We start from the raw sequence: 22,391 nt of genomic DNA, 5'->3' as shown, positions 1-22,391 counted from the left end.
GCCGCTGTTTTCGAACGGCTGATCACTGAAGTCTCGATCACCGAGCGACGCCATTCCCTTTTCGGTCAGCGGCTTGATGTCGCTCCCGAAGCGTCGTGCCGCGGTCCGGACTGGGTAACGGTGATCCTGCCCGATGGACGGTGTCAACCGACGTCAGGATGGGGTCCATCCGCATTCCCGGTGCAGGGCGAGTGCGCCGAATGGTGGAAGTAATTATATGAGGAGAAACGCTTTTTCTCCGAGAGTGCCGCCTTCTCCGTGTCCAATTCGCTGTTGTCCCTGCTCCCCGCCGGTCTCGCGGTTGAGCGGGTCGTCGTCCACCCGGATCGTGTCGTCTTCGCCGTCCGCGCTCGCGCCGCCACGGCGCCCTGTCCCTTGTGCAAGCGCCGCTCGCATCGCGTCCACAGCCGCTACACCCGGCACCTTGGGGATCTCCCCTGGCAGGGGAGGATCGGTCGGCTCGATCTCCGAGTCCGTCGCTTTCGCTGCTCGACCCCCAGGTGCCCGCGCCGGATCTTCGCCGAGCGCCTGCCGGAGGTGGTCCTACCGAGGGTTCGGCGGACCGTCCGCCTCGCCGAGGCGCAACGCCGCATCGCCCTGCATGCGGGAGGGGAGTCGGGCGCCCGCCTGGCGGATCGGCTCGCCATGCCGGTCAGCGGCGACACGCTGCTACGCCTGATCCGGGCCGTGCCGATCGAACCAGCCCCGCCGGCACGCGTCATCGGCATCGATGACTGGGCGTGGCGGCGGGGCCAGCGCTACGGCACGATCATCGTCGATCTGGAGCGCAACCGACCGATCGACCTGCTGCCCGACCGCCAAGGTGACACGGTCGCGGCCTGGCTGAAGGATCATCCCGGCACCGAGATCGTTGCCCGTGATCGCGCCGGCAGCTATGCCGACGGCATCCGAACCGGCGCTCCGGATGCCCTCCAGGTCAGCGATCGGTGGCATCTCCTGCGCAACCTCAACGATGCCGTGGCCCGAGTTCTCGATCGGCATCATCGTGACCTGCGTGCGGCAACGGCGGCAGCGACCGCAACAAGCAAGGCTTCGGACGTGCCGCCATCGACACCGTCGGCGTCCGAGCCGTCCGTCATGCCCGTTCCCGAGCCGTCGCACCCGGATCGGCATGCCATCCGGCGAGCTCGCTTTGACGAGGTGATGGCGCTGCATCAGAGGAACTGGCCGATCAAACGCATCGCCCGAACGCTCGGCCTCAATCCGAAGACGGTGCGCCGATGGCTGCGATCGGGTCAGCTGCCGACCTGGGACCAGCGGTCCCGCGGCAGTGCGGTCGATGTTCACGCCGAGTATCTGCACCAACGCTGGAACGAGGGCTGCCGCAACGCGGCACAGCTGTGGGAAGAAATCCGCAGGCGCGGCTTTCGAGGGCAGCTCCGGACAGTGCAGCGCTGGGTCAGACGCCTCCGGGGTGCCGACCCGTCATCATCCGGAACGGAGCCTTGCGGGAGGCTGTGGAAGATGCCGTCGAAACGCCGGGCCGCGTGGTTCGTGGTGGCCGATTACGAGACGATCGACACGACGGAGCAGCGGTTTGTCGAAGCCCTGATTGCCGCGTCGCCGGAACTTGGCCGGATCATCGCACTGGCGCGCGCGTTCAACGGCATGGTGCGATACCAACAAGCGGAGCGGCTGGATTCCTGGCTGGCAGCGGCGAAGGACACTGCCCTGGCCGGGTTCGCCGATGGTCTTGTCCGCGATCTTGCGGCAATCCGGGCAGCTCTGTCGCTGCCGTGGAGTACCGGTCCTGTCGAGGGGCAGATCAGCTACCTGAAGACGATCAAGCGGACCATGTCCGGTCGTGCCAAGTTCGATCTACTGCGCCACCGTGTTCTCGAAGCGGCCTGAAATGGTCGTGCTCCAGCCCGATACTGCTGCACCGGGAATGCGGATGGACCACTTTCTCACGTCGCCTGACACTCTTTGGGCGTGTTGGGTGGCGCGTCCGATGCGCAGCCAGATACAAGCACAAGGGTGATGCCAATCAAGAAATACCGCACGATCTCCTCCCTGGTTTAACTTAGGTGGCGCCACTCACGTCACGCACTGCATATCGCTCGAGTAGAATACCAATGCACGGACAATCAACTACCCAATGAGGCGCATTCAGGCAAGGCTATGAGGTCGCATTGGGAAAGTATCGGCTCCAGGACAGATGGTGGAAGATTGATGATCGACCGCCACCGAGCTTTTCAGGTGTGGGAGGTCTTTGCCCTGGTTCCCAAGCGCCACGGTCAGGAGCCTGGTGCCGATCAGCGCGATGACTTGTGCGGTGAACAGGTGGCGATATGTGAAATTGCTCAGCGGGGAGAGCGTATTGACCCCCATGCTCAAACTCGGGTCGCGTCCAGACAACAACGCGAACGCGACAATCCCGCCTGAAGTGGCTGTTCCTGCGGCAACACGGGCTGCCGGCAGGTCAGCGCCGGTTCTGCTCCCGAAGGATCCGAGCCATGCGCCAGCAGCCGATGCCGTAGTACACACAGCCGGCCCCACCCAAGGTAATCATGGGGATGCCAAGTACTAACGCGACCAAAGATGGAAAGTCCAAGTCCATAATCCCCGACGCTCCTCTGGGGCGGTGATTGCTCACCTCCCTGACAACCGGTAACGCATTGATACCGCTGGATTTGGGCGACGCTCCGCATAAGCGGTATCAAATAACGATTTGCCCTGCTCTTCGGCGGATCAGCTGATCAAGTAAAACAAATACTTGTGGCGAGACCAGCCGCGAGCCGTTACTTCACTATGGGGTATGGCTGCAGAACCCGAAAACCAGCATAGTTTCAGCATGTTACCGGCTAAAGCCAGGGGGGTGAGTAGTTACCTGGGGCGCGCAATGCCCATGTTGTCGTCGGACCGCGAATGCGGTCAACGGCTAATCCATCTCCCATATACTCCAGGATCTACCCCTATCAACAGACAGGTCTTGGAGGATCTCCGGCTTGCCTGAAATGCGTGGAAATTAGACCACACAATAGGCTTCTTTTCACTTGACGTTCCCGCTTTGTTCCGGCAGAAGAATCAAAGTCATCGACTCTCAGGGGGAACGGATGTCCGGGGACGACGCTCTATCGCCGGAAGATGTGCGCGCATTCCTGTCCGTTTGGCGACTTCCCCCGGCAGAGATGACGCCCGAGCATTTGGCCGGAGCGCGCGCCGCGATCAGGATAACAGTCGAGGATGTGCCGGACTTCCCGGACGTCCTGGATCTCGGACGGAGCAGGCTGGCGGATGAGCATGGTGATCTGCCGCTTCTGCGGATCGCGGGCAAGGTCGGCGACCTGTTCGGCCAGTCCGGGGGCGATCTCGTGCGCGATCTCCGGGCAACATGTCTTTTTCTGTATTTCCTGGAAAACAAGGACGAGGATATCGTCGAACTGCGTCTCGCATGCGCGCACCTCGATTGGTGGCTGGCCCATCCCTGTACCGTGAACGAGTATGATCTCCGCATCCGAATCGGACGGTTCCGCACGCTGTTCGCTTTGATTCTCCGGGCGGATACGCCGGCCAGGGTCGCCATTGAGCTGGACCTCATACAGGCCATCGCGGATCCGCTGAATCCCGAGAACGCGGCCGTGGTCGCGAAGCTGGAGGATGCCGGCTGGTTGCCGCCCGAACCGGCCGAGGTGATCGATTCGCTGCTGCTCGCCCCGCCGAAGCCGCCGCCGTCGATGATCGTGCTGCGCCCTTCATTGCGGGCCGACGAGGCCGGGGCAAAGAAGACATGGAAGGAATTCGAGGGCTACGAGGCGCTGTCCGGTCTGACTTACCTTGCCGCTATGCCTGACCCGGACGAGTACCGCAGCGATCTGGTATCATCGTTTCCGTGGTGCATAGAGATCATCGACATTATCACGGGCGAGTTGGCGCTGGCCGCACGTCTCGGCCGTCCGTATTTCGCCCTGCCGCCGCTTCTTCTTACCGGGCACTCCGGCGTAGGCAAGTCGAGGCTTGCGCGCTCCATCGCCGGCTATGCCGGAGTGCCGTTCACCCAGGTCAGTGCCGGAGGTGCTTCCGACAGCCGCGCTCTTGCCGGAACTTCCAGGGGGTGGGCCTCGGCTCATCCGTGCCTTCCCCTGATGGTCATGTGGACGCATGGCGTCGCAAACCCCTTGCTCTGCGTCGAGGAGATCGACAAGGCGGCAGACAGCCGGCACAACGGCCGGATTTCCGACGTGCTTCTGACAATGGTGGAACCCGCGACGGCGCGGCAATACTACGACGAATGCCTGCAAATGCCGGCGGACCTGTCTGCGGTGTCCTGGGTCCTGACGGCCAACCATGCCGACCGCGTCGATCCGCTGCTTCGAGCCCGCTGCCGCGTTCTTCAGGTGCCGCGCCCGCGGCCGGAGCATTTCGGCGTGATCATGGCCGGACTGACCGAGGATGTCGCCGACGAGTTCGGCGTTGCAGTCTCGGATCTGCCGGAGCTGCCGGGAGAGGTCGTCGAGGCGATGCGTTCGGGTTTTGCCGCCGGCGAACTCAATGCCCGGCAACTCGCAGCACTGCACCGGCGCGCCCTCATTGCCGCCACGCGGGCGGAGAAGCTTACGCGCAATTGACCGTGCGGAGGGAATGGAAATGGCAGTGATCGACGAGTACCGCATCATCCATATTCCGCTGACGGGCTGCGCCGCTCTCGGTCGCATCTACGGCCTGGAGGGCGTGCCTGACGGCATATGGCACATAACCCCGCTGCTCTCCGGGTTGACTGATACCCATATCCACACGGTGACCGGCGAGGTTTATCGAACGCTCGAGCCTTGCCCGAGCAATCGGTTCCACGCCGACGATGCGCTCGCCGAAGCCGCCGAGGACCTGTTCAAGCAGACCGGGTTCGGATCCGCAGCGCACAGCATCGCGACGATCATCGATACCGTCTCACTGACAAACCCGATATACATTGCGACCGAAGAGGAGCTGGCTGCTTTGAGGCGCAGGGCGGCGAGCGATGATTGATGGTGATGTACCGCGCATCGACGAATATCGCATGATCGGTGTCCCGACGATCGGCTTCGTGGTCGTGGGGCGGGGTTACGGCATCGACGGCGTACCTGACGGTGAGTGGCACATGTCATCCCGGATCGCCCGCATAGAGGGTCGAATGATCGAGACGGTGTATGGGGCACGCTACCGGATCATGACGCCTTGGCCAACCGACGATTACATGCACCCGGCAGCCATCGACGCCGTGATGATCCAGTGCATCACCGGGAATACGGTATTCGGATCGCCGGCTGAAGCCGTGACTTCGCTCATCGAGATCGTCGCCCTTGCCCATCCCTGCTGCGCCGCGACGGAGGATGAGCTTCGGGCACTCAGGAGAAGGACTGTGCGGGATGAGTAATGACTGCGTTCAATATGATGTCTCGCTCGACATCCTGAAAATTCGGATCAGGCCGGTCGTGCGGAGCTACACGCTGATATGCCATTCCCAGGGCAATCATTCCATCGATCTTGACGAGATGGGCCGGGTAGTAGGCTGGACTATCCTGGACGCCTCCAAGCAGCCGGAGATTATCGGAGAAGCCCTGGCGATGTTCCAACAGTCGCTCAATGTGCGGCAGGAAGATGCTCCGACGTACTGGGTCTTGAGGGAGCTCCTCGGAATGAAACCGATGGACGTTCAGAAGACGGACCCGGTTGCCGACGTGATGCGCGACAGCCATGGCGAGCTCGGCTCCGAACATGATTTCGACTGGTAGGCAGGATCATATCTTGAGGCTTTGCTCGATGCCGTAAATTCCCAATGGGATTTCCCTTTGTAAAGTCAGAAATACGATAATGGTGCTTTTCTCTGAAGATCTATTAAGAGAAGTGATCGTCGCGACGCTGGCGACGATCATTGCTGTGTGCATCGTCGGCTGGTGGCGGCACGGGAACAGTCCGTCCAAGCTGAGCGAGAACTGCTCGCCTTTCTTGCAGGAGGAAGTTCGACCTCTTGTCGTGCTCGATGTCGAAGCCTCCGGCCTGCCGCCGAACACGTTTCCGATCGAGATCGGGATCACGTTCGTTGAGACCGGCGAAACCAGGACCTGGCTGATCCGGCCGTCCGAGGAATGGCGCTCCTGGCGGTGGGATCCTGCGGCGGAAGCAATCCACGGCATTTCGCTCGACGAAATTGAGAAGAGCGGCCTTCCCTCCGTCCAGGTTTATCATGAACTGGTTGGAGCAATTGCAGGTCACGAGGTCCTCACGGACTCACCGGCAGACGAAGTCTGGCTGACGGCGCTGTTCCGTGCGGCAGGCCAGGAAGCGCTTGGATTCAGGGTTTGGAGCGTTTGGAACATCGTCGAGCTGCTCGCCGGCGGCAATGACGCTGCTATTGCCGAGGCGCTCGACGATGCGGAACGCGTGCATCCGGTTCGTCACCGGGCATGGTCAGACTCGGCCAGATGGGTACATGTCATTCTTGCGCTGACCGATCCCAAGGGGAGATGTTAACTCCCACCCGTTTCGGAGAGCTTAAGTGCAGTCCCTCATCGTGATCATCGAAGAAGCCGCGCTAGGGCGGATCAACCAGATCGCATAGGATCTGCGGGCGACGGGGCTGAGGATCAGCCGCGTTCTTCCCCGCGCTGGCATCGTTGGTGGTCAAGCGGATCCGGCATTGATCCCGGCGCTGCGGGCGGTGGCGGGCGTCGTGAGTGTCGAGCTGGAAGCATCTGCTCGTCTGTCTGACGAATGCAGGCGACAGTCGCTCCTGCTGCGGGACGATCCGTCGGAGAGTGAAACTCAGGAACGACTTGATGAAGGCGTGGCGGACACAGAGGGGTGGGTCTGATCATGATCGTCGCTATCAGACTATCCTGGAAGATCAGTCCCGGATCTACGTGACTGAGCGGATCGTGCGAGCAATTTGGTGATCCGCCTGACCCCTTCAAGGATCATTGTTCTGTCTAATGTGTCTTATAGGGGGCATGTTCAGGGGGTGGAGGTCGAAATGACGGACGAACGCCACATCGATATCAGCGAAGATCTGCTTCATGATTTTGAAGAGCATGACTGCCGCAAGCAGCCCGGCGACCAAATCATCGAGGACTGGGCGCTCGCCGACCTGGTGCGGCAGAGAGGCTGCGCGGAAAAGGAAATCATCGAAATGTTTGAATATAGCCCGACGCGTATCCCTCCGTGGAAGCGGCCGGAGGTCCCGCTCTGCGAGAGCGACCTCAAATCTGCGAGATGGCCGACGGCTCACGAGCGGACCAGGGTGGGTGTTACCGAAGCCGCTGAGGCTCTCGCCGAGATCGATAAAGAGGCGTCCACGGCGATCATCAGGGCATCAGGGCTGCCCCCGGAGGACGAACCCGAGTCCAAACCTGAGCCCGAACAACCCATTCCCGAGCCCGACCCGGAGGAGCCTCTGCCGGTTCCGCCGAACCTGGATCCCGGTATCGTCGCGGTGGCGTCCCGTAAACCCCCGGTACACCTGCTGCCGTGAATTTACAGCTTCTTCGCGAACTCAAGTGCTGAGGGACTGGCGTCTTCCACAGCTTCCGCAAGGCGTGCCGGGAGCGCTATCTCCAGGAACTCATGTTCCGCTGGAACCGCAGCCACCACACCGGCGTTGCATCTCGATGCCCTGCTCGGATTCGCCGTCCAGCTGCCCCATGCCTCGTAACGGGCCTTTGTGGCCGGGCGACAATAAGCCGTCGTGTATGACGGCAATCCACCAGACGATTGGGCGAAGCTGAAGGCCGCATATAATATTGTTGACGAGGAACGATTGGCCAGAGTGGTCGCAGATGCGAAGGATTTTTGGATCATTAAGATTATGTTTTCAGAACCCTGGATCCGGCATGTGATATAGAACACGACCGATCAGCCTTGATCCTGAGCTATAGCGGAATTTGGGTGACGAGGTGTTCAGGCGGCGCTGTGTGATGTCGGCACGCTGACCTCGATGCCGTCGCGGAATTTGACGCCTTGGATGATCTTGGGCAACTGGTTTTCGCCCTGAAGTCGCCGCCAAGTTCTGGATGCTGCCGAGATCAGCTTGAAGACCATGAGCTTGGCAGTGTCCTGGGAAAGCGCCCCCTTGGTGCGGACCGTCCGGTGCCGGACTGTGGCGAAGACGCTTTCTATAGGGTTTGTGGTCCGCACGTGATCCCAATGCTCGGCCGGGAAGCTGTAGAAGGCCAGCAGGGCATCACGATCTTTGGTCAGGCATTCGACGGCACCGGAGTACTTGGCGCCGTACTTCTTCTCGAAGGTATCAAGGGCATGCTCCGCCGCCTTGAGGTCGGGCGCCATCCAGATCTCCCGCAGGTCCTGCTTGACCGCGGGCTGGAGCGATTTCGCCACCTTGTTGAGAACATTAGAACTTTTATGAAACCAGCAGCGCTGATGACGCGTGCCGGGGAAGACCTCGTCGAGCGCCTTCCAGAAGCCCAAAGCACCATCGGCGACCGCCAGTTCCGGGGCGATTCCCAGCCCGCGGGCCTTCAGGTCGATCAGCAGTTCGCGCCAGCTCTGGGCGCTTTCGCGGACGCCGACCTGGAAGCCGAGCAGTTCCTTTTTACCCTCCGGCGTGGCGCCGATCATCACCAGCATGCACTCGGCGGCAGGCTCCATGCGGGCCTGGAGGTAGACGCCGTCGGCCCAGACATAGACGTAGCGCCGGGCCGACAGGTCCCGCCGCTGCCAGCGCGCGTAGTCGTCCGCCCAGCTCTCCTTCAGCCGCGCGATGACCGCCGGTGACAGGTTGGGCGCGTCCTTGCCGAGCAGAACGCTCAGCGCCTCCTGGAAATCACCGGCTGAAACGCCGCGCAGATACAGGATTGGCAGCAGGGCGTCGAGACTGGTCGTCCGGCGCGCCCAGCGCGGCAGCAAGGCTGAGCTGAACCGGATGCGCTCGGCTGCCGGACCGGGAGCGCGATCACGGACCTTGATCCGCTGGACCTCGACCGGCCCAATCCCGGTCTGGATCATGCGCTCCGGTCCATGGCCATGCCGGACCAACCGGTCCCGGCCGTCGGCCAGCTTCAGGTCTTTGCTGGCAGCCAGGAAAGCCGCCACCTCGGCTTCGATGGCCTGCTCCAACAACTGGCGGGCTCCCGATCGGAGAAGGGCCGTCAGGGGATCATCGATCTCTTCGGGCTGGCGAAGCCGGACAATGCTGGTATCTTCGTTCATGGCGTAGCGCTCCCTCGTGGAGGTTCTGGCAGGCGTCAAGCACCTACCTCGTTACGCCACCTTCCTCACCTCGTCATCACCCAGTTTCCCCCATAGCTCCTTGATCCTTCGGGCTCTGCTCACAGAGCCTGATAGGGATTGTCACCAAAAACGCTGTCGCAGGACTTGTCGCGCAGGATGGGCGATGTGCGGTCGCCGTCATATTGCGTCCTCGGACACCCAGGTCAGAGGAGCGCTCAGAAAAGGGCTTCGACTGGCAAGCCGGCAGCCTTTTACTCCGGATAGCCGTCCTTGGGGCGGCAGACCCGGTAAACGTGACGCCGGAACTCGGCGACTGCCTCGAAGGACAACACGCAGTACAGCCCGCGACGGTAGGCGGCCACTCCGTGATTGGACGAGAGATCGGCGAGGCGCCGCTCGAGGTCGGCCAGCGGGATATTCACGGCGCCTGGCAGTTGACCCAACGCGAACTCGTCCTCGGAGCGGACATCGAGCACGGTAACGCTGCTCTCCTGGGGGCGTTGGGACAACTCCTCGCGCGAGACCGCCTCCAGGCTATCGAGCCGGGTAAAGCAGTTCGCCACGATCTCACGCACCTCGGCGACGTTGTGCTCGGCCAGCCGCCGGAACGCCGCCAAGACCTCGAGGACCGGCCCAGTGCCAAGCCGATACATCAGCACATGGCGTAACGTCCGACGGCGAACTGCCCCGCGTCGTTGGGCAGGACCACGGTGTCGGGCAACAGGCCATGGACCTATGTTAACACCCAATAACCCGCCTGTATTTTTTCCGGAAAGTTTGCTCTAGCGCAAGGACAGCTACTCAGCTGGCCCCTATAAGGAAGCTGTTAGCATCGGTTATTTCTACTATTGGAGTAACGGAATGTCAAAAATCCTTGAGCTAGCGTTGATTATTTCTTCTACAAGTCAAATAAATATTATTTATTTTTTAGAAAAATGAGTCCATTGCAATGCCAACCAAAAACTCAATGAAAGAACCTGTCTAGGTACAGAAGACAACGCTGATCATGCCGAAGAGTGTCAGGAGGAGAGTGGGAATGACGATCTATAAGACTCTGTTGGCTATCGCAGCAGCACTCGCAATGACACCGGTTTCCATCGCGTCGGCTCAAGGCGATGCGGCAGCCGGAGAAAAGGCTTTCAACAAGTGCAAAGCTTGTCACACGATCGAGCAGGGGGGAGCGAACCGGGTAGGTCCCAACCTCCATGGCGTCGTTGGCCGCGAAGCCGGTGCTGTGCAAGGTTTCTCATACTCCAAGCCGATCCAGGAGACTGATGTGTCGTGGACCGAGGACAATCTCGACAAGTACCTCGCCGATCCCAAAGGCTTCATCCCGGGCAATAAAATGGCCTTCCCGGGCATCAAGAACGAATCGGAGCGGCAAAACATCATTGCCTACCTGAAACAGAATTCCTGAGCCTCCGCGGTCACGGCACGCTCCTTCGATGGGAGGCGCATCTGCCTCCCATCGAAGGAGCGTGCCCAGTATGTGCAGGCAATCCCGACGGGATTGAATGAGTGAAGAATGATCACCTTTCGGGCATCAAGCAGTCGCTTCCAGGTCGGCGCGCAACTCCGCCAGCCAGGTGATTGCCACGCCCCCCAGCCGCTGCGCTTCAAGCACCACCTTCTCGTCCCGGCTCCGCTCCGCGGCAGCCAGGAAAATATCAACCATGTTTTCGACCGGCCACATAGCGCCGGAATCCAGGCCGGCCGATGTTGCCGAACCGTGCGCTTCGGCAGCTTCCTCTCCGGAGTTTCCGAAGCCACGGATACCAAGCCGCCGGGCTTCGGCCAGTTCCTTGGCAATGAGGTGGAACAGAAGATTCGCTCCTTCCTGGTCGCCGGCAGCCCGCAGTTCCTGGGCAAGGGCTTGATGGGTTTCGAGCGCGCGGGACAGCAGCCTCCCGGCGACAATCCGCAGGTCGGCAACGGACCGTGTGGCGATGTCGATCTCGCGCTCATGATCCCGCGCGCCGTGGCGCTCTGCGTGGTATGCCTTGCGCCGTTGGGCGCGCAGAAGCGCCACATGGTGGAGTTCCTCGATAGCCAGCGCCTCGGCCCGTGCGCTTATCTCGGATGTCTGCGCATGGGCGGCGATATAGGTCAGCAGGCTGAAGGCCCGCTCCTCATTCCGGACCGCGATCGCCAGCGCCCGGTAAGGGGTCAGCGACGCAGGAACCTCGTCCGTGTCAGTGGCCGTTCCCTCTCCCAGTTCGTCCGGGAGCTTCCCGTGAGGGGCTGCGGATCCACCCCAGTCGGACAGGGCCTCGACGTGCTCCCGCTCCATGGCCGCCAACCGCCGGAACAGGGCGGCCGTCTCCAGGCTGCCGAAGCGGTCCATGCGCGCGGCAAGCTGATCGTAGCGCGCGGCAGCCCGATGCTCCTGCGCTTCGGCCAGCGCCATGAGTTCCTCCACCGAGGAAATATGCCAGGAATTCGGGTTGAAGGACGATGCCATGACGAAGTCTCCCCGTTCGGTGCGTCGATACTGATCAACCGGCAGACTCTCCGCAAGGGCCGCGTGTCTGCAGTATTGCCCCACCTCAAGGTGACGGCATGACGAAGGCAATCAGGTTTCTCCTGTTCATGTCAGCGGTGATCGCCGCGGTCTGCCTATCGCCGACACCGCCATCGGCGCAGCAGGCGGCCGGCTTGGCAAACTTCCTCGGGATGGTGGAACCGGCACAGGTTTTTCCCGAGGCCGATCGGTTCGGTCCGCTGCAGGGATCGCCGCCCGTGGCGCCGGCCTACCAGCGTGACCGTCTGCTCGGCTACGCCTTTCTGAACTCCGACTTCGTCAACGCCGTCGGTTACTCGGGCAAGCCGATCCACATCGTCGTCGGCCTCGCGCTGGACGGCACGATCGCGGGGGCCAGGCTTGTCGAGCACAAGGAGCCGATCGTCCTGATCGGCATACCCGAGGAGAAGATCACCGCTTTCATCGGAGGATATGTCGGCCGGAACGTGCTGCGTCCCGCTTCCGTGACCGAGTCTGGAACGTCGGTTGACATCGTGAGCGGCGCCACTGTCACCGTGATGGTGATGGGCGACAGCATCATGCGCTCCGCCGGCCGTGTCGCCCAGATGCGCGGCCTTGGCAGTGCGCAGCCGGAGGTCACAGCCGCCATTCCGCCGGCCATGCGAACCATCGACATGACTGCAGCGGAAAACCGCGACTGGGAAAGCCTGGTCGGGGACGGCTCGATCCGCCGCCTTCACCTGACCGTCGGCGACATCAACGAAGCCTTCGTTCGATCCGGCAACGAGGCCGCGGCCGCGCGCCCGGAGCCGGGCCAGGCGGACGACACCTTCATCGATCTCTACACGGCCCCGGTGAGCGTGCCGACGATCGGACGCTCACTCCTGGGCGAGGCGGCTTACGACCGTCTGCGGCAACGTCTCAAGTCGGGTCAGCAGGCAATCCTGGTCGCCGGCAATGGCACTTACAGCTTCAAGGGATCAGGCTACGTCCGGGGCGGTATCTTCGATCGGATAGAGATCATCCAGGACCAGGAGACGATCCGCTTCCGGGATCGCAACCACGAGCGGATCAACCAGCTCGGCGCCGACGGTGCCCCCCGTTTCCGGGAAATCTCCATTTTTGCCGTCCCGGAGGGGACTGAACTGAACCCCGTCGAATCGTGGCGTCTTCAGCTGCTGGTTCAGCGTTCCATCGGCGCACGGGACAAGGCATTCCTGACCTTCGATGTCGCTTACGAGCTTCCCGAGCGTTATGTCCGGACCGAGCAGCGCGCCGTGGTGGCAGACACGCCGGACGTCCTCGCCGAGGAAATTTCATCTCCGGAAGGGACAGCCGCTCAGGAACGTCCGCGCAACATAGAGACTGCAGGACTCCCTGAGGAGCCCCTATGGCAACGGATCTGGCGGAGCTCAACTGTCGATATCGCGATCCTCGGGACGTCGCTTGGCATCCTGACCGGCATCTTCTTTTTCCAGCATCAGCTGGTGAGGCGGCCCAAACTGTATGACCGCGTCCGGTTGGCGTTCCTGTCCTTCACGCTGCTCTGGCTCGGCTGGTGGGTGACGGCGCAGCTTTCCGTGGTCAACGTCCTGACCTTCACGAATGCGCTGATCACCGGCTTCAGCTGGGACTATTTCCTGCTGTCCCCACTGGTCTTCATCCTGTGGACCGCGGTCGCCGCGGCGATGCTGTTCTGGGCGCGCGGCGCATTCTGCGGCTGGCTCTGCCCGTTCGGGGCGCTGCAGGAATTGACCAACCGCATCGGGCGCACCTTCTTCAGGGTGCCTCAGATCCGGGTGCCGTGGGGCCTGCACGAGCGGCTGTGGCCGATCAAGTACGTCATTTTCCTGGCGCTGTTCGGCCTGTCGCTCTACTCGCTCACGCTCGCCGAGCAGGTATCCGAGGTGGAGCCGTTCAAAACGGCGATCGTGCTGCGCTTCGTGCGAGAGTGGCCGTTTGTCACCTTCGCAATCGCGCTGCTGGTCGCGAACCTGTTCATCGAGCGCTTCTTCTGCCGCTACCTGTGCCCGCTCGGGGCCGCACTGGCGATCCCCGCGCGCCTGCGCATGTTCGACTGGCTGCGCCGCTATCGCGAATGCGGCAGCCCCTGCCAGCGATGCGCAACCGAGTGCCCGGTCCAGTCCATCCACCCGGAAGGGCACATCAATGTCAACGAGTGCATCTACTGCATGCACTGCCAGATGCTCTATCACCATGATCATAAATGCCCGGTGGTGATCCAGAAGCGCCTCAAACGTGAGAAACGCCAGGCAATGTCATCTCCGACGATGCGGTCGGGCGGCCGGAAGGCGGAAATCACCGACCTTCCGGACGGCCGGCTGCAGGCGGTTCCCGCGAGGGGCGCTGACCCCCTAAAATAAACGAAGGAATGGGAAAATGTCCGACGAAACGAAGAAAACTGTCGAACAGGCAATGTCGATCGATCGGCGCGAACTGCTCGGCGGCACCGCGAGGCTGGCGACCCTGGCTGGGCTGACCGGCGCCGGAGGGGGGGCCGCGGCAACCCTGGTCGGCCAGTCCCTCCTGGCGCCAACCCCGGTCGCCGCCGCGGAGCAGGGCGGTGCCACCTCACACCTGGAACCTGGCCAGCTCGACGATTACTACGTTTTCTTCAGCGGTGGCCAGAGCGGCGAAATCCGTGTGTTCGGCCTGCCGTCCATGCGTGAGATGACCCGGATCCCGGTGTTCAACCGCTGCAGCGCCACGGGATGGGGACAGACAAACGAGAGCCGCAAGATCCTGACCGAGGGGCTGCGCCCCGAATCCCGGGAGTTTCTTGCGGACAAGGGAGGCATCTACACGAACGGCGACACCCACCATCCGCACCTGTCGTTCACCGACGGGACCTATGACGGTCGATACCTCTTCATCAACGACAAGGCCAACACCCGCGTCGCCCGGATCCGCCTGGACGTCATGCGCTGCGACAAAATCATCGAGCTGCCGAACCAGAACACGGTCCATGGCATGCGGGTGCAGAAATTCCCGCGGACTGGCTATGTCTTCTGCAACGGCGAGTACGAAGTGCCGGTCCCCAACGACGGCAAGATCCTGGACGAACCGGACAAGTACTGGTCAATTTTCTCCGCGATCGACGGCGATACCATGAAGGTCGCCTGGCAGGTGATGGTCGATGGCAACCTCGACAACACCGATGCCGACTACCAGGGCAAGTACGCCTTCTCGACCTGCTACAATTCGGAAAAAGGCGTGGTCCTCGCCGACATGATGGCGAAGGAGCAGGACTGGGCGGTGGTCTTCAACCTGGCCAGGATCGAGGAAGCCGTCCGCAACAAGGATTACAAGGAAATCAATGGCGTGCCGGTGATCGACGGCCGGCATGGCTCGCGCTACACCCGGTACATCCCGATCTCGAACAGCCCGCACGGCATCAACACGGCGCCCGACGGCGTCCATGTCGTGGTCAATGGAAAGCTGGCGCCGACCGTTTCGGTGCTTGACGTCCGCCAGTTCGACGCCCTGTTCGATGACAAAATCGACCCGCGCGCCTGCATCGTGGCCGAGCCGGAGCTGGGTCTCGGGCCGCTCCACACCGCCTATGACGGCAAGGGCAACGCCTTCACCACCCTGTTCATCGACAGCCAGGTGGTCAAGTGGAACATCGACCGGGCGATCCGCGCCTACAAGGGCGAGAGGGTCGATCCTATCATCCAGAAGATCGACGTCCATTACCAGCCGGGCCACAACCACACCTCCATGGGCCAGACCAAGGAGGCCGACGGCAAGTGGCTGCTGTCCCTGAACAAGTTCTCCAAGGACCGCTTCATCAATGTCGGCCCCATGAAGCCGGAATGCGATCAGCTGATCGACATCTCGGGCGAGCAGATGCGCCTCGTTCACGACAGCCCCAGCTTCGCCGAACCGCACGACGCCACCATCGTCCACGCGTCCAAGATCAACCCGGTGCACATCTGGAATCGCCAGGATCCGTTCTGGGAGGATGCCCGCAGGCAAGCCGCCCAGGACGGCATCGAACTGGAATACGCGAACGAGATCGTGCGCGACGGCAACAAGGTGCGGGTTTACATGCACTCGGTCGCACCCGCATTCAGCATGGAGAAGATCGAGGTCAAGCAGGGCGACGAGGTGACGATCTTCATCACCAACATGGACGAGGTGGAGGACCTCACCCACGGCTTCTGCCTGATCAACTACGGCATCAACATGGAGATAGCGCCCCAGGCGACGGCGTCGGTCACCTTCATCGCCCAGCGTCCGGGGGTTCACTGGTATTTCTGCACCTGGTTCTGCCACGCCATGCACATGGAAATGCGCGGTCGCCTGCTTGTTGAACCGCGGTCAACATGATCGCCCGCGTGACCTGCCGGGTATGGGTCGGACTCGCCGTGGCTCTCGCCGCGGCGAGTCCCGCACCAGCGGCTGAGAGGTCGGTGCCGGCCGGTGGCGATCTTCAGACCGCGGTCGCGGAAGCGGCCGAGGGCGATGTCCTGGTTCTCCGGCCCGGCATTCATGCCGGGCCGGTCAGGCTGGACAAGCGCATCACCCTGCAGGGCATGCCGGGTGCTGTTGTGGAAGGAAACGGTACCGGCAGCGTCGTGACGATCCAGGCCGCCGGGACAGTCGTTTCAGGACTGGAGGTTCGCGGCTCCGGACGCGACCTCCAGGCCATGGATGCCGGCATTTTCATTGAACGGACGGCGACCCGGTCGGTTATCGAGGCCAACCGTCTCGAGAACAATCTCTACGGTGTCTACCTGCATGGAGCTGTGGGCTCCGAGGTCCGGCACAATCTGATCACCGGCCTGCGGGATGTCCGGACCGCCGAAGCCGGCAATGGTATCTCGGTCTGGAATGCGCCTGACGCCAAGGTGGTGGGCAACCGCATCCGATATGGCCGCGACGGCATTTACGTTGTGACCAGCCGGCGCAATCTGTTCCAGGGCAACTGGTTCGAGGGGGTGCGCTTTGCGGTCCACTACATGTACACCAACGACAGCGAGGTGTCCGGCAACGTGTCGGTCGGCAGTCACGCGGCCCTGGCCATCATGTTCTCGGATCGCCTGAGGGTCCTGGACAATTGGTCGATCGGCAGCCGCGATCACGGCCTCCTGTTCAACGCAGCCAACAACTCCCGGATAGAGGGCAACGTGGTCCTGGGCCGGCGGACGGAAGACCCAGGTGCGGTTGCCGACAACGGATCAGATACGGAATCCCATGTTCCGAAGGAAATGTCTGGTTCAGTGGATCCAGGCAGCGGGACCGGAAAGTGCGTTTTTATCTACAACGCCAACCGGAATTTCTTCCGGGACAACTGGTTCGAGGATTGCGCGATCGGCATTCACTTCACCGCCGGCTCTGAACGTAACCAGCTCTCCGAAAACGCTTTCGTCAACAACCGCACCCAGGTCAAGTACGTCGGAACGCGCTCCCTGGACTGGTCGGCCGAGGGCCGGGGAAACTACTGGAGCGACAACGCCGCGTTCGACCTGAGCGGCGACGGTATCGCGGACGAGGCATACCGCCCCAACGACATCATCGACCGCATTGTCTGGACCTATCCTGCCGCCAAGCTGCTCCTGAACAGCCCCGGCATCCAGGTCATCCGGTGGGTCCAGAAGCAGTTTCCCGCTCTCACGCCGGGCGGCGTCGTCGATACCCGCCCCCTGATCCGGCCGCCGACCCCACGGCCGGTCATGCCAGCACCTCCGGAGGAGTTGAGCTTGTCGCTTCAGAGCGCGAAGGCGGGCTGATGACCAACCCGTCGATCAAAATGCTGGGAATCGAGAAGTGCTATGGATCCCAAATGGCAGTCCAGGGCGTTGATCTCGATCTCAATCCGGGTGAGAGCGTGGCCCTGGTCGGCCACAACGGCGCCGGCAAGACCACGCTGATGAAGCTGATGCTGGGGCTGATCCGTCCCTCGGCCGGAATCGTGCGCGTGCTGGGCGAGGATCCCGCGGCATCTTCCGCGGTGCGGGCCCGCAACGGCGTCGGCTTCCTGCCCGAAACCATCGCCTTCAACGCGTCGATGACCGGCGCGGAAGTGATCACCTTCTTCGCCAAGTTGAAGGGCGTGACGAGGGTAGAAGGACGTGATCTGCTGGCACGGGTCGGTCTCGCCGATGCGGCAGGGAAACGGGTCGGGAGTTATTCCAAGGGCATGCGCCAGCGTCTCGGCCTTGCCCAGGCACTGCTCGGCTCGCCCCGCGTGCTGCTGCTCGACGAGCCGACGACCGGCCTCGACCCGCAGCTTCGCCAGCACTTCTATGCCATCGTGTCGGATCTGCGTGATGCGGGCGCTACCGTCCTTCTGTCCTCCCACGCCTTGACTGAACTCGAAGGACAGACTGATCGCGTCGCGATCATGGACCGGGGCCGCCTGATCGCGCTCGGGACCATCGAGAAGCTTCGCTCCATCGCGCGCCTGCCGGTGCGCATGCGGATCTCGGTTGCGGGTTCTGCAGAGGACCTGATCCGACAGCTCAATGGCACCGCCCTCAACACCCCCAGCATCAGCGGCGGGGAAATGAACGGCTTCGCTGTGGATCTCACCTGCGGCGGCGACAGCAAGATGGAGGTCGTTCGGCGGGCCGCCGCCTTCGGGCCGGCCGTCCGCGACATCGAGATTTTTCCACCGACGCTCGATGAGTTGTATGCGCAGTTCCTCGATGGAGGGCACGCGGGATGAGGCACATCCTGACCCTTGCCGGCCGGGAGATCCGTGACGGTCTCCGCAATCGCTGGGTTCTGGCGATTACGGTGCTGATGGCGGCCCTCGCCCTGACCCTGTCCTTCCTCGGTAGTGCTCCGACAGGAACCGTCGGTGTCGGCCCGGTCGAGGTGACCGTCGTCAGCCTGTCCAGCCTGACGATCTTCCTGCTGCCATTGATAGCCCTGCTGCTGTCCTACGATGCGCTGGTCGGGGAATTCGAGCGCGGCACGATGCTGCTGCTGCTGACATATCCGGTTTCCCGCCTGCAGATCATCATCGGCAAGTTCCTGGGGCACGTGTCGATCCTCGCCTTTGCCACGGTGCTCGGCTACGGGGCCGCCGGCCTGGCACTGGCGGCAGGGGGGAGTGGGGGCAATCTCGCCGTCTGGCGGCCGTTCGTTGCCATGATCGGATCCTCCGTCCTGCTCGGCGCCGCATTCGTAGCCCTCGGCTACCTGATCAGCGCCGCGGTTGGCAACCGCGGCACGGCGGCGGGGCTTGCGGTCGGAGCCTGGCTGTTGTTCGTCCTGCTCTACGACATGGCGCTTCTGGGTGTTCTCGTCGCGGACGGTGGGCGGATCATGACCCCCGAGATCGTCAACGTGCTGCTGCTGCTGAACCCGGCGGATGCGTATCGCCTGTTCAATCTTACTGGTTTCGCCAATGTCAGCGTCTTCGCAGGCGTGGCCGGCCTGGCCGAGACCCTGCGTCTGCCGCCGGCACTCCTGCTGACCGCGCTGGCGGCCTGGATCGCCGTACCGCTGGTCCTGGCGACCCTGCTTTTTCAGAAGAGGCAAGTATGACGCGCCCTGCACCAACCTTCCTGGTATCGACCATCCTGGGAGCAGTGCTCCTGCTGCTCGGGGCCTGCGGGGAGGAACAGCAGGCGTCGGCTCCCCCAACTCCGTACGAGGTGACAGACGAGGCAATAGGGCACTATTGCGGGATGGCGCTCGCCGAGCATCCCGGCCCCAAGGGGCAGGCGATCCTGCGCAGCCGGGACGAGCCGGTCTGGTTCTCCTCCGCCCGTGATGCCATCGCCTTCACTAAACTGCCCGAGGAGCCTAAGGACATCGCCGCGATCTACGTGACGGACATGGCCGCGGTGAAGGACTGGGATCATCCCGAACCCGGGACCTGGGTCGATGCGCGCCATGCCTGGTACGTGATCGGCAGCACCAGGAAGGGCGGCATGGGCGGCGACGAGGCGGTTCCCTTCGGCCAGGAGCAGGCCGCCCGGCAGTTTGCCGAGATCCATGGCGGTCAGGTCGTCGCCTTCGACGCGGTGCCCGAGAGCTATGTGCTGGGCAGTTCGGATCATTCGGGTCATTGAGCGGAGATGCCACCGATGGGACGGATCCTCTCGCGCCGCCGCTTTCTGAACCTCGCCGCGGGCGTCACCACGATGGGCCTGATGCCGCTGCCGGCATCGGCCGCATCCCCTCTGCTGCACCGCTGGAGCGGCGCAGCACTCGGCGGGCCGGCGTCGATCGCGATCCACCATCCCGACCCGGGCACTGCCGCCCACCTGATCGAGCGGTGCCTCGCCGAGATCGGCCGTCTGGAAAGCATCTTCAGCCTTTACCGCCCGGGCTCGGCATTGTGCAGGCTGAACCGTGACGGACATCTGGACGGTCCGCCGTCGGATCTGGTGGTGCTGCTGAGCGACTGCGTCCGGTTCAGCCAGCTAACCGGCGGCGCTTTCGATGTCACGGTTCAGCCGCTGTGGCGCCTCTATGCCGACCATTTTTCCAGGACCGACGCGCCTGCCGAAGGTCCTGGCCGGGATGCCGTCGAACGCGTCCTTGACCTAGTCGGATATGACGGATTGCTGATCGAAGCGGACCGCGTGGCCTTCGCGAAAAAAGGCATGGCTATCACACTCAACGGCATCGCTCAGGGTTTCATCACCGATCGTATTGCTGAAATCCTTCAGTCGGGCGGATGCGACAGCGTGTTGGCCGATCTCGGCGAGATCCGGGCTTTCGGCACTCATCCGAATGGGCGGGCGTGGCAGATCGGTCTGGCCGACCCGCGGGCGACCGACCAGATCGCACGCACGCTGGACATAAGGAACCAGGCGGTTGCGACATCAGCGGCAACCGGGTTCCAGTTCGGCTCCTCCGGGCGCTTTCACCATCTCCTCGACCCCGCGACCGGAACAAGCGCCGGGCGGTATGCCGGCGTTTCCGTGGTCGCGCGCGATGCCACCACGGCCGATGCCCTTTCGACGGCCCTGACCCTGATGCCCATGACTGAGGCTGACAGGGTGCTGAGTGCTGCCGGCGGCTCTATGGCTCTGTTCACCGACCCCGTCGGAACAACACAAATCCGCAAAGGAGACCTGTCAGGAAATACTTGATCGTAGCCGATCTGCTGACCGTGTTCGGAGCAACCGGCGCAGCCTCGGCCCAGCAGAACCAGGTAACGGCCGATTCGAACATGCCGCCCGACAAACAGTTCACCGGAGAGGCGGCGCGACAGGTCTTGGCCTCGCACCGGCTAGGCGTTCTCGCCTCGGGCAAGGGAACGGATCCCGACATCAACCGCTTCGCCGCCCGCCTCAACGAGGTCAATGCGGATCTCCAGGACGCTCCCCGAGCCGCTCATGAGAAACTCGCTGGAGAAGAGTGACGCTGTAGAACGGGCAACACCGGTCCGCTGATCCCTGGAAGTTCGCCTGATTCGTCCGCCGCGTGCAGCTTCATCCCGCCGTCTCCTCTGGCCGGATGAAGCCGTTGATACTTCAGAAAAATAGAAAAAACCGATGCCTTGACCCTGGTCAAGAGCTCCAGGACTTAAGGCTGTATCTTCTCGCGGCCGCGTATGAAGCGCTCAGAAGCGCGAGGCGACCGGCATTAACCGTGACAGGCTATGTCACTCAACTTATTGCTTCCGGAAAGACAAACTGGCGTCATGCTTGGTTATCGCGATCGTCTCGATGAAGCCATCTTCCACCTGAGTTCGCTTGCTGACTTAAGCTCACCAGGGTTGCGTGACTTGATCCTCCGGCTCAGTGCAGTCCGCGACAGGACTTGCGACGATCCGGAGGCTTGCGAACAGTGTCCGGTATCATGCCGAAGTAGAATGACCATCTCTGTTCCAGGCGAAGTTGTACATAGACGGAACCACTTCACTGCCATGCAACCATGAATTGCTGAGACTGGGCAGGCTTCCCTGAAGTCAGCGCCTCATGCATGATTCTTCAAAAACGAATCTGCAAGGCTGGACAGTTGCATTCGTGCCTCCAGCTGTTTGATGGAGGTGTCAATGATAAGCCCCGCGTAGCTGAAGGAGCTGAAAGAGATGCGAGCATCGACTTACCTGGGCTTTGGCCTTTCCGCCTTCGTGGTTTTCAGCGCCGGAACCGCTTCGGCGCAGCAGACCATACGAGGCTGTGAAATAAAGCCTCGCACAGGTTGTGCGGGAGCCGATCTGTCTGGCCAAAATCTGTTGAATGCCGACTTGGCCGGCGCCGATTTGTCGAATGCGAACTTATCTGGAGCCGATCTCCGCGGGGCGGATCTGTACCGGGCGGACTTGTCAGGTGCCGATCTTTCGAATGCGAACCTGTCCAATGCGATACTCAATCGCTCTGACTTGTCCGGCGCGAACCTTTCGGGCGCTGATCTTACCGCAGCTCAGATCCGCGCCGCCGATATGGGTCGGGCAAACCTCACCGGCGCCGATCTCAAGCGCATCGAGTTGACTTATACCAACCTGGCAGGTGTCACTTGGGTTGATGGACGCACCTGCGCGGAAGGATCAAGCGGTGATTGCAAGTGATTCAGTAGATTGATCGTAAGCGATGCGAGTGCACCCTTCTTCCCGGAACCGGGTCTGTGAGCGAGATTACGCGCGGGTTCACGGGGCACGGAGGGGGCGATGGAGGATGGCGTCAGGCTTCATCCCAGGCTTGAAGCCAAGGATGAAGACAGGCCGTATCGGCGGGTCGAGGTGATCACGGGACGGCGTCAACGGCGCGTGGGACGGCGCAGGAGAAGGCGC

Annotated in this window: 22 protein-coding genes; 19 read left to right on the top strand and 3 right to left on the bottom strand. The window is 62.3% G+C overall.

Annotated elements, in window-relative coordinates; genetic code table 11:
- The first annotated feature begins 258 nt into the window (after positions 1 to 258).
- The 9 genes from JL100_RS27920 (at position 259) to JL100_RS27885 (ending at position 7,468) form a co-directional block, all read left to right on the top strand.
- Positions 259 to 1,872 (top strand): ISL3 family transposase, encoded by a 1,614-nt coding sequence (locus JL100_RS27920; protein WP_202685818.1) that lies wholly within the window; start codon positions 259 to 261, stop codon positions 1,870 to 1,872.
- Positions 1,873 to 2,193: 321 nt separating this feature from the next.
- Positions 2,194 to 2,406, top strand: coding sequence for a hypothetical protein (locus tag JL100_RS27915; protein ID WP_228420946.1), 213 nt, complete (start codon positions 2,194 to 2,196; stop codon positions 2,404 to 2,406).
- A gap of 671 nt (positions 2,407 to 3,077) precedes the next feature.
- Positions 3,078 to 4,589 carry an AAA family ATPase gene (locus tag JL100_RS27910; protein ID WP_202685752.1) on the top strand — a complete coding sequence of 504 codons (1,512 nt, stop codon included), beginning with the start codon at positions 3,078 to 3,080 and terminating at the stop codon, positions 4,587 to 4,589.
- A 19-nt stretch (positions 4,590 to 4,608) separates the two neighbouring features.
- On the top strand, positions 4,609 to 4,986 hold the full coding sequence (locus tag JL100_RS27905) for a hypothetical protein (protein ID WP_202685751.1): 378 nt from the start codon (positions 4,609 to 4,611) through the stop codon (positions 4,984 to 4,986).
- Complete coding sequence (locus JL100_RS27900) at positions 4,979 to 5,374, top strand: hypothetical protein (RefSeq protein WP_202685750.1); 396 nt, start codon at positions 4,979 to 4,981, stop codon at positions 5,372 to 5,374. Before JL100_RS27905 ends, JL100_RS27900 begins: the two co-directional genes overlap by 8 nt.
- A complete protein-coding gene (locus JL100_RS27895) occupies positions 5,367 to 5,732 on the top strand; it encodes a hypothetical protein (RefSeq protein ID WP_202685749.1) in 366 nt (121 codons plus the stop codon). The genes JL100_RS27900 and JL100_RS27895 overlap by 8 nt, the downstream gene beginning before the upstream one ends.
- 79 nt (positions 5,733 to 5,811) lie before the next feature.
- Positions 5,812 to 6,471 (top strand): 3'-5' exonuclease, encoded by a 660-nt coding sequence (locus JL100_RS27890; protein ID WP_202685748.1) that lies wholly within the window; start codon positions 5,812 to 5,814, stop codon positions 6,469 to 6,471.
- Positions 6,472 to 6,658: 187 nt separating this feature from the next.
- The gene (locus JL100_RS36915) at positions 6,659 to 6,811 is read left to right on the top strand and encodes an antitoxin MazE-like protein (RefSeq protein WP_407697033.1); all 153 of its coding nucleotides are present in this window, start codon (positions 6,659 to 6,661) and stop codon (positions 6,809 to 6,811) included.
- A gap of 159 nt (positions 6,812 to 6,970) precedes the next feature.
- The gene (locus JL100_RS27885) at positions 6,971 to 7,468 is read left to right on the top strand and encodes a hypothetical protein (RefSeq protein WP_202685746.1); all 498 of its coding nucleotides are present in this window, start codon (positions 6,971 to 6,973) and stop codon (positions 7,466 to 7,468) included.
- 425 nt (positions 7,469 to 7,893) lie between these two features.
- Here JL100_RS27885 and JL100_RS27880 read toward each other — a convergent pair whose 3' ends face one another.
- Complete coding sequence (locus JL100_RS27880; RefSeq protein WP_228420945.1) at positions 7,894 to 9,162, bottom strand: IS256 family transposase; 1,269 nt, start codon at positions 9,160 to 9,162, stop codon at positions 7,894 to 7,896.
- A 272-nt stretch (positions 9,163 to 9,434) separates the two neighbouring features.
- A complete protein-coding gene (locus JL100_RS27875; protein WP_228421444.1) occupies positions 9,435 to 9,836 on the bottom strand; it encodes a rhodanese-like domain-containing protein in 402 nt (133 codons plus the stop codon).
- Positions 9,837 to 10,219: 383 nt separating this feature from the next.
- Here JL100_RS27875 and JL100_RS27870 point away from each other — a divergent pair, with 383 nt between their 5' ends.
- Positions 10,220 to 10,600 (top strand): c-type cytochrome, encoded by a 381-nt coding sequence (locus tag JL100_RS27870; protein WP_228420944.1) that lies wholly within the window; start codon positions 10,220 to 10,222, stop codon positions 10,598 to 10,600.
- Positions 10,601 to 10,726: 126 nt separating this feature from the next.
- On the opposite strand, the gene JL100_RS27865 is transcribed toward JL100_RS27870, so the two are convergent.
- Positions 10,727 to 11,644, bottom strand: a complete 918-nt coding sequence (locus JL100_RS27865; protein WP_202685599.1) for a ferritin family protein — start codon at positions 11,642 to 11,644, stop codon at positions 10,727 to 10,729.
- Between the two features lie 98 nt (positions 11,645 to 11,742).
- On the opposite strand from JL100_RS27865, the gene JL100_RS27860 reads away from it, so the two are divergent.
- The 9 genes from JL100_RS27860 to JL100_RS27820 all read left to right on the top strand — a co-directional run bounded on the left by JL100_RS27860 (position 11,743) and on the right by JL100_RS27820 (position 22,169).
- Positions 11,743 to 14,049 carry a NosR/NirI family protein gene (locus tag JL100_RS27860; protein ID WP_228420943.1) on the top strand — a complete coding sequence of 769 codons (2,307 nt, stop codon included), beginning with the start codon at positions 11,743 to 11,745 and terminating at the stop codon, positions 14,047 to 14,049.
- Between the two features lie 16 nt (positions 14,050 to 14,065).
- A complete protein-coding gene (gene nosZ, locus JL100_RS27855) occupies positions 14,066 to 16,018 on the top strand; it encodes a TAT-dependent nitrous-oxide reductase (RefSeq protein ID WP_202685600.1) in 1,953 nt (650 codons plus the stop codon).
- Positions 16,015 to 17,421, top strand: a complete 1,407-nt coding sequence (locus tag JL100_RS27850; RefSeq protein ID WP_202685601.1) for a nitrous oxide reductase family maturation protein NosD — start codon at positions 16,015 to 16,017, stop codon at positions 17,419 to 17,421. The genes nosZ and JL100_RS27850 overlap by 4 nt, the downstream gene beginning before the upstream one ends.
- A complete protein-coding gene (locus JL100_RS27845) occupies positions 17,421 to 18,359 on the top strand; it encodes an ABC transporter ATP-binding protein (RefSeq protein WP_202685602.1) in 939 nt (312 codons plus the stop codon). The genes JL100_RS27850 and JL100_RS27845 overlap by 1 nt, the downstream gene beginning before the upstream one ends.
- Positions 18,356 to 19,186, top strand: coding sequence for an ABC transporter permease subunit (locus tag JL100_RS27840; RefSeq protein ID WP_202685603.1), 831 nt, complete (start codon positions 18,356 to 18,358; stop codon positions 19,184 to 19,186). Before JL100_RS27845 ends, JL100_RS27840 begins: the two co-directional genes overlap by 4 nt.
- Positions 19,183 to 19,716 (top strand): nitrous oxide reductase accessory protein NosL, encoded by a 534-nt coding sequence (locus JL100_RS27835; RefSeq protein WP_202685604.1) that lies wholly within the window; start codon positions 19,183 to 19,185, stop codon positions 19,714 to 19,716. The genes JL100_RS27840 and JL100_RS27835 overlap by 4 nt, the downstream gene beginning before the upstream one ends.
- Before the next feature lie 15 nt (positions 19,717 to 19,731).
- Entirely contained in the window at positions 19,732 to 20,745 is a 1,014-nt protein-coding gene (locus tag JL100_RS27830) for an FAD:protein FMN transferase (protein WP_202685605.1), read from the top strand.
- Complete coding sequence (locus JL100_RS27825; protein WP_202685606.1) at positions 20,742 to 21,017, top strand: hypothetical protein; 276 nt, start codon at positions 20,742 to 20,744, stop codon at positions 21,015 to 21,017. The genes JL100_RS27830 and JL100_RS27825 overlap by 4 nt, the downstream gene beginning before the upstream one ends.
- Before the next feature lie 672 nt (positions 21,018 to 21,689).
- A complete protein-coding gene (locus tag JL100_RS27820) occupies positions 21,690 to 22,169 on the top strand; it encodes a pentapeptide repeat-containing protein (RefSeq protein ID WP_202685607.1) in 480 nt (159 codons plus the stop codon).
- Positions 22,170 to 22,391 lie beyond the last annotated feature (222 nt).

Source organism: Skermanella mucosa (genome assembly GCF_016765655.2).
In the GTDB taxonomy this organism is placed as follows: domain Bacteria; phylum Pseudomonadota; class Alphaproteobacteria; order Azospirillales; family Azospirillaceae; genus Skermanella; species Skermanella mucosa.
This window is presented reverse-complemented; position numbering and strand designations above follow the sequence as displayed.